The 8,082-nt window shown below is 32.0% G+C and carries 4 protein-coding genes; 2 read left to right on the top strand and 2 right to left on the bottom strand.

Annotated features, from left to right (window positions below; translation table 11 throughout):
* Together HOG71_04035 and HOG71_04030 are read left to right on the top strand one after the other, a co-directional pair.
* On the top strand, positions 1-4,846 hold a 4,846-nt coding region (locus HOG71_04035; GenBank protein ID MBT5990003.1), incomplete at its 5' end, for a PKD domain-containing protein.
* Positions 4,847-4,848: 2 nt separating this feature from the next.
* A complete protein-coding gene (locus HOG71_04030; protein MBT5990002.1) occupies positions 4,849-5,949 on the top strand; it encodes a PorP/SprF family type IX secretion system membrane protein in 1,101 nt (366 codons plus the stop codon).
* Between the two features lie 154 nt (positions 5,950-6,103).
* Here HOG71_04030 and HOG71_04025 read toward each other — a convergent pair whose 3' ends face one another.
* A complete protein-coding gene (locus HOG71_04025) occupies positions 6,104-6,259 on the bottom strand; it encodes a hypothetical protein (GenBank protein ID MBT5990001.1) in 156 nt (51 codons plus the stop codon).
* A gap of 55 nt (positions 6,260-6,314) precedes the next feature.
* On the bottom strand, positions 6,315-8,082 hold a 1,768-nt coding region (locus HOG71_04020), incomplete at its 5' end, for a hypothetical protein (GenBank protein ID MBT5990000.1).

The raw sequence follows: 8,082 nt of genomic DNA, 5'->3' as shown, positions 1-8,082 counted from the left end.
TGTCACAAATACAAATGGATGTATCGATTCTGTCATTAAAAATGTAGTTGTTGACTCTCTACCTGTGGCTGAGTTTACTTTCGATACTGTTTGTCTCAATGAACTCACTCACTTTTACGATCAATCTCAATGGCATGGATCAGCAAATATTAGTTGGAAGTATTACTTTGGTGATGGTGATTCAAGTGCAATACATAGTCCAACACATACTTATCAAAATCCTTCGGTATTTACAGTTGTATTGTTTGTCTCTAATACCCAAGGCTGTATGGATAGCATATCGCATGAAGTAAAAATTGACTCACTTCCATATCCTGATTTCAGTTTTAATCGAGCTTGCTTTTATGACACTACATATTTTAACGACTTATCTGCTGGGTCTGGTGCTACTATCAGTACCTATATCTGGGATTTCGGAGATAGCAATTCCTCTAGTTTACAAAATCCAAGACATGTTTATCAAAACCCAGGTACTTATAATGTAACTTTAAAAGTAGGTAATTCAAAGAACTGCTCTGATAGTATTACATATAGTATCAAAGTTGATTCTTTGCCTGTAGCTGATTTTTCATTTTCTCATGCTTGCCTTGGGCAAACAACGCAATTTGTTGATTTATCAAGTGGGCCAGATACGAACCTTATCAATTGGAATTGGGACTTTGGAGATGCGAGTTCATCAACAACTCAGAATCCTAATCATTTATTTAATACTCCAATTCCTTTTAATGTATCACTCATTGTTTCAAACGCCAATGGCTGTTTGGATACTGTTGTTAAAACTATAGTAATTGATTCTCTACCTGTTGCTGAGTTTACTTTTGACACAGTTTGTTTAAATGAACTGACCCACTTCTATGATCTTTCTGAAAGTCATGGCTCTGCTAACAATGACTGGAAATACTATTTTGGAGATGCAAATACCAGTACATCCCAAAATCCAACTCATACTTATTCTAATCCTACGTTCTATAATGTGTCCCTTGTAGTTACTAATGTTAAAGGTTGTTCTGATAGTGTAGCTCACATAATTAAGATTGATTCACTCCCTGAACCAGACTTTACTTTTACAAGAGTATGTTTTAATGACACAACATTCTTTACTGATGTTTCATTAGGAGCAGGAGTAAATGTAATTGGATATGAGTGGAACTTTGGTGATGCTTCTATATCCACATCAACAAACCCTTGGCATGTCTATCAAAATCCTGGCACTTATAATGTGACTCTGAGGATTACCAATGCAAATAATTGTTCTGACAGTATAACGTACAGCATTAAGGTTGACTCATTACCAGTAGCTGATTTTTCATTTTCTCATGCTTGTCTAGGACAAACAACTCAATTTGTTGATTTATCAAGTGGCCCAGATACGAACCTAACCAATTGGAATTGGGACTTTGGAGATGCAAGTTCATCAACAACTCAGAATCCTAATCATTTATTTAATACTCCAATTCCTTTTAATGTATCACTCATTGTTTCAAACGCCAATGGTTGTTTGGATACTGTTGTTAAAACTATAGTAATTGATTCACTACCTGTTGCTGAATTTACATTTGACACAGTTTGTTTAAATGAACTGACCCACTTCTATGATCTTTCTGAAAGTCATGGATCAACCAACAATATCTGGAAATACTATTTTGGAGATGCAAATACTAGTACATCCCAAAATCCAACTCATACTTATTCTAATCCTACGTTCTATAATGTGTCCCTTGTAGTTACTAATGTTAATGGTTGTTCTGATAGTGTAGCTCACATAATTAAGATTGATTCACTCCCTGAACCAGACTTTACTTTTACAAGAGTATGTTTTAATGACACAACATTCTTTACTGATGTTTCATCAGGAGCAGGAGTAAATGTAATTGGGTATGAGTGGGATTTCGGTGATGCTTATATATCCACGTCACCAAACCCTTGGCATGTCTATCAAAACCCTGGTACTTATAATGTGAGTTTAAGGATTACCAATTCAAATAACTGTTCAGACAGTATCATGTATAGCATTAAGGTTGACTCATTACCAGTAGCTGATTTTTCCTTTTCCCATGCTTGCCTTGGACAAACAACTCAATTTGTTGATTTATCAAGTGGGCCAGATACGAACCTTACCAATTGGAATTGGGACTTTGGAGATGCGAGTTCATCAACAACTCAGAATCCTAATCATTTATTTAATACTCCAATTCCTTTTGAAGTATCCCTTATTGTTTCCAATGCCAATGGCTGTTTAGATACTGTTGTTAAAACTATAGTAATTGATTCACTACCTGTTGCTGAATTTACATTTGATACAGTTTGTTTAAACGAACTGACCCACTTCTATGATCTTTCTGAAAGTCATGGATCAACCAACAATGACTGGAAATACTATTTTGGGGATGCCGCATCAAGTACTTCTCAAAACCCAACTCATATCTATACCAATCCGACTTATTATAATGCTTCTTTAGTTGTTACCAATGTTAATGGCTGTTCTGATAGCACTTCAAACATTATTAAAGTCGATTCATTACCAATTCCAGATTTTGTATTTAACAATGTCTGTCTTCAGGACACCACTCAATTCCTTGATAAATCAACTGGAGAAGGTGTCCCTATTCTAATTTATTATTGGAATTTCGGAGATGGTTCAAACTCATTTGATCAAAATCCAAAACATTATTATCAAAATCCTGGAACATATATCGTAACATTAAGGATTGTTAATTCTAACGGTTGTTTTGATAGTATAACAAAAACAATAAACATCTATCCTTTACCTATTGCATCATTCAGTTTTGATACGATTTCTTGTGTACTTCAAAGTATACCATTTATCAATAGCAGCATAGGTGGAAGTAGTTACTATTGGAATTTTGGAGATGGTAACATTGCTTCCTCAAATACTTCAAATCCAAATACGAGTCATACCTATATTGATACCGGCTTCTATTTCATTACTCTTATTGCAACAACAGCATATGGATGTAAAGACACTTTAATAAAACAAATAGAGGTAATTCAAGAGCCAGATGCTAAATTCACAATGAATCCTGATTCAGGATGTGCTCCTCTTGATGTTAATTATAGTAATTTAAGCAAAGGCAAGTATGTAAGCTACGTTTGGGATTTTGGAAATGGAACAACTTCAACTCTAGAAAATCCTCCAACAATAACTTATCACGCAGCAAAATATGGTAACAAGCTTTATTTTGTTACACTTACTGTGAAAAACAAATGTGATTCTTCGGTATTTAAAGACACTGTTATTGTTTTGCCTGTACCTGTAGCTGTTTTTGATCTAGAACCCAAAATTGGTTGTGAACCTCTTTTGGTTACATTGCGGAACAAATCTTATGGATTACCATTAAGTAATGTTTGGGACTTAGGAGATGGAAATACGTATAAGCAAATAGGGAAAAAAGATTCTGTAATTCAGCATACTTATGTAACAGGAGAAAATGACACAACTTACTATATCAAATTAATTGTTAAGAATAAATGTGGAATCGATAGCTTAGTAAAAAATGTAATAGTAAAACCCAATACTTTAGGTGCATTTTTTACAAAAAACAAAAACAGAATATGTAAAGGTGATACAATTAAACTAAAAGATGGACATGCAGGTATAGGAAGCATTACATGGTATATGGGAGATGGTAATATTTATAAAGATACTAGCTATATAACCCATGTATATTCTGATACAGGAACATTTTTCATCAAACAAGTAATTGATAATGGATGTGCAAAAGATAGTTTTTCTTCTCCGGTAATTGTTGAGGGTTTACCTGTTGTAATGTTTACTATTGACAAAGATAATAAGTGTATAAACTTGCCTGTTTATTTTGAAAATACGTCCAAAGATATTTCTGGATCATCTTGGCGCTTTGGAGATGGAGATTCTTCAATAATGACAAATCCTTCTCATACTTACGATTCATCAGGAATCTTCCTGGTTACATTAAAAGTTTACTCTAATTCATTCCTTCAATGTCCTAATAGTTTGAGCAAACCAGTCAACATATTACCACCTCCAATTGTTGAAGTAGAATATTTACCTGACTATGGTTGTGTACCCCTAACTATTCAAATTATTAATAATTCAACAAATGCAGAATTTTTTAAATGGCAACTTGGAAACGGTGAAAATATAACAGGGAAATCACCTAAATTATATTTTGATAAAAGTGGAGAATATGTTTTAACGGTAATTGCTGAAAGCAAAGATCATTGTTTTGATAGTGCCGAAAAAAGGATAAACGTATATCCAAATCCTATAAGTGAATTTGAAATATTCTATGACAAAACCACACTCCCTTGGACAGAATTTATTAACCAATCAAAAGGGGCAGACTCCTATGAATGGTATTGGGATAATTTCATGCAATCAGTATCAACTAATCAAACAGCATATTTCAGAGATATTGTTAACAAGCCAATTACACTTGTTGCAAAAACTAAATATAATTGTTATGATACAGTAATCCACATGATTTCAGAATACTATCATGGGTTATATGTTCCAAATGCTTTTGCCCCAGAGCTATATCCAAGTGATAGTTTTACAAGATTTCAGGCAAGTGCAATTGGATTAAGATATTACAAGCTTCGTATTTTTAATACACATGGCACAATGGTTTATTCTTGGGAACGAAATTTTGAGGATTATGAAGATGGGATACCTGAATTTTTCTTGGGGTGGGATGGGACAATATTTAATCAAGGGGAAGTGAAGTGTCCATCTGACGTATATGTTTGGAAGATAGAAGCTGTTTTTAAGAATGGAGAACCATGGATTGGGAGAGAATACAAGGGCTTATATTATCAATCTGGCTATTTAATGTTAATACGATGAATATGAAATTCAATAAGACATTAATGATTATTATTTTATCAATAATAAGTGTTTCTTCGTATTCACAAGACCCTCTTTACACTCAATTTTATTTTAACGCAATATATACTAACCCTTCACTTGCAGGAAGTAATCATAATGGCACAAGATTTATTGCTAATCAAAGAAATCAATGGCATAAAATACCTGGTATGCTTTCTACTTCCTCAATCAGTGTTGACATGAATTTCATCAGAGAATCAAATATTGGATTATTCTTTTATGAAGATTATGAAGGAGAACAGTTTTTAAGTCAAAGTGGTGGATATTTAAATCTTTCAGGATTTTTAAACTTAAGTAGAACTATTTCATTTAGGTATGGAACAAAAATCGGGTTCTATCAAAAAAAAATTAACTGGGACAAATTTGTGTTTTACGATCAGCTAGATCCTTTCTATGGAAATATAGCTTCATCGAACATTCCAGTTGCAAGTAGCTTTTCTACTGAACCAATATTTGATTGGACAATAGGTGGTGCAATATTTTATGCTCCTAAAAAGGGAGGAAAAGATGGCATTCACATGATAGGAGCAATTACTGAACATGTGGTAACATTTAAAGAAACATTTTATGATAACGAATACAAAATACCACTAATTGTTTCATTTCACTATAATAGTTTAATTCCAACTAAATCTAACAGTGACATTCTGTATAACCCATATTTTCGATGGACATTTGACATTGCCAAACCAACTGATATTAAGCCTATTGAATCAAAAAATCAATTCCAGAATATTGATTTAGGATTAAACCTATTTGTTGGCAGCTTAACTTTTGGTATGGGAGGAAAATTTGCTTTCTATGAACGCACTTCAAAAAACATCAATCATGGTGTGTTATTAATTGGTTGGACAAATTATGCTAAGAATTTTATGGTATCATATAGTCATGATTTCCCTATTTCTGGAGTTCCAACATCAACAGTTACAACAAGTGAACTAAATCTAATTCTCTTTATTAATGGAAATATTTTCCCAAGGATTGGAGTCTTTAAAAAATATGGAGGCTCAAACAAATGTGAAGATTTCTACAGAAGAGGAAAAACTGTTGTAATTTGGTAATATTAGATGTTAAAAACAGTACGATTTAGTACATATCTCCCAGTCTCTACCATCTTGATCTTCACCTTCTAAATTCATGACTTTGTTATCAATACAACTTTTTGTTACTTCAGATCCACAACCGGTATATGAGGATAATTTAATAACACTCGCTTCATCTTTCCCCTGACATAAAGATGACATTAACGGTATAATAATCTGACCAACCATAATTCTTCTTGTATTTTACTTTACAAGTTTGGGTATACTTTGCATTTACTGATGCTGTATACACTAATATGACTAAAAGGATCAAGATAATTTTTTTCATCATCGTTTTGATTTAAATTATTGTTTATGAAATCGACTGTTGTTTCCCTTTAATTTTACTTCAAAACACCCTCTTTATAGCTCTCTTTTTTAATAATCTTGTCTGAGTTAATATCAACAAAAATAGTTTTTCCATTCCTTAAGCCATTTTTGATTTTTCTAAGTTCCTTTATGTTTTTTTCTTTATCGATATAGGTGAACTCCCCTGAAAATAACTCATCATTTAGTAAATAATATTTTTCATCCATTTTAATTCCGTTTGAATAGGAAAATATTATTTTTACCCCTTTATCATAATAATAAAATACCCATTTATTTATTTTCTTTTCATAAAGGAAATAACCAGTTATAATAGGTTTTTTATCATTATTTGACAGAATATATTCCCCATCTTTAAACCCACTCGAAGGGTTATTAATATTTATTAAAAATGAAAATTCGAACCAATTATGATCAATTTCACCATCTTTTTTCACCCAATATACTTGAGATTCCAAACCATCATTTAGATATTTAGTTTTTCTACATTGGAATCCATTATTCTTTTCATCAAATACCTCATATTTAGTTTTATATGTAATTCCCAAACTATCGAATACAATTAATTCTTTAAACTTGCCGTACTTAAACTTTTTCACCTCTTTCGGTTTATTATTTGAATTCCAGACAGTATAGCTTCCATGCAAATCATCTTGATAGTAGTTGAAAGTTAAAAGAATGTGATCCTTATTAACATATTGAATCCATGTGCCATTTCTTTTATTATTGCTATATGTACCCTCTTCATATGTATAAATAGATTCTCCATTTGTATTCTCGCTTAAATACCTATGTACCCATTCTCCAGTTCTTAAGCCATTTGAATATGTTCCTTTGGCAATAATTTGATTATTAGAATCCTTTAACTCATAGAACCCATCAAGTTTATCATCCTTAAAAAATGAAATCACATTAATTCTGATGCATACTTTTCTAACACAAGAATCAATTTCATACTTGAGTTTTTCGGCAGCTGAGCAAAGATATTTTTCTTCATCTAAGAATGAGAATCGGGTAGATTTACCATTTAATAGACCATTAGAATAATTCTCTATTAAAAATAACTTCCCTGAATAGGGTAGTAAGCCATCATTATTATCAGAATAAGTGCCATAATAATATTTCCATTCACCAGATTTTAAATCTTTTGAATATTGCCCTTTATTTCTTAAAGTTCCAGTTATATCATAAAATCTCCATTCACCGGATTTTAAATCATCATAGTAATATCCATCATTTATTAAAACTAAATCAGATGTATCCGTGTTTATTACCCCTCCAAAAAGCATTTTTGACAAATCACGATATATCTTGAAATCACCAGATAGTAAATCATTTTTATAAAATCCAATAGTCAAACTATCCCCACTAATAGCTTGAAATGATCCATTTTTTATTCCTTGTGAATAAGTTGTAAAAGTCAGGAGTCTTTGAACACCTTCTTCAAGAATATATGTTTTCCGTATTCCATCCTTTATACCTTCCCTATAATTACTATATTCTTTTAATTTTAATTCATTTTCATCATTGTAATAATATTCAACTTGCTCTCCATTTTTCTCATCATCAATAAAGTATGAAGTAGAGGAGATCATGCCATCGCTGTATATGGTGAGAAGACCATTCATCTCATCATTCTTCATATGCAAAACATCGCCATAATAATAATCCTTCTTGAGTCCATTGTCAGGATCATAAATACTCGATTTCTTAACTAAAATTATACGATAGGCTGTAACACTTGCACTTGACCAATCGTCATCTTCCATTCGTGATGTAGAAATA

Source organism: Bacteroidota bacterium, from assembly GCA_018698135.1.
In the GTDB taxonomy this organism is placed as follows: Bacteria; Bacteroidota; Bacteroidia; order CAILMK01; family JAAYUY01; genus JABINZ01.
This window is presented reverse-complemented; position numbering and strand designations above follow the sequence as displayed.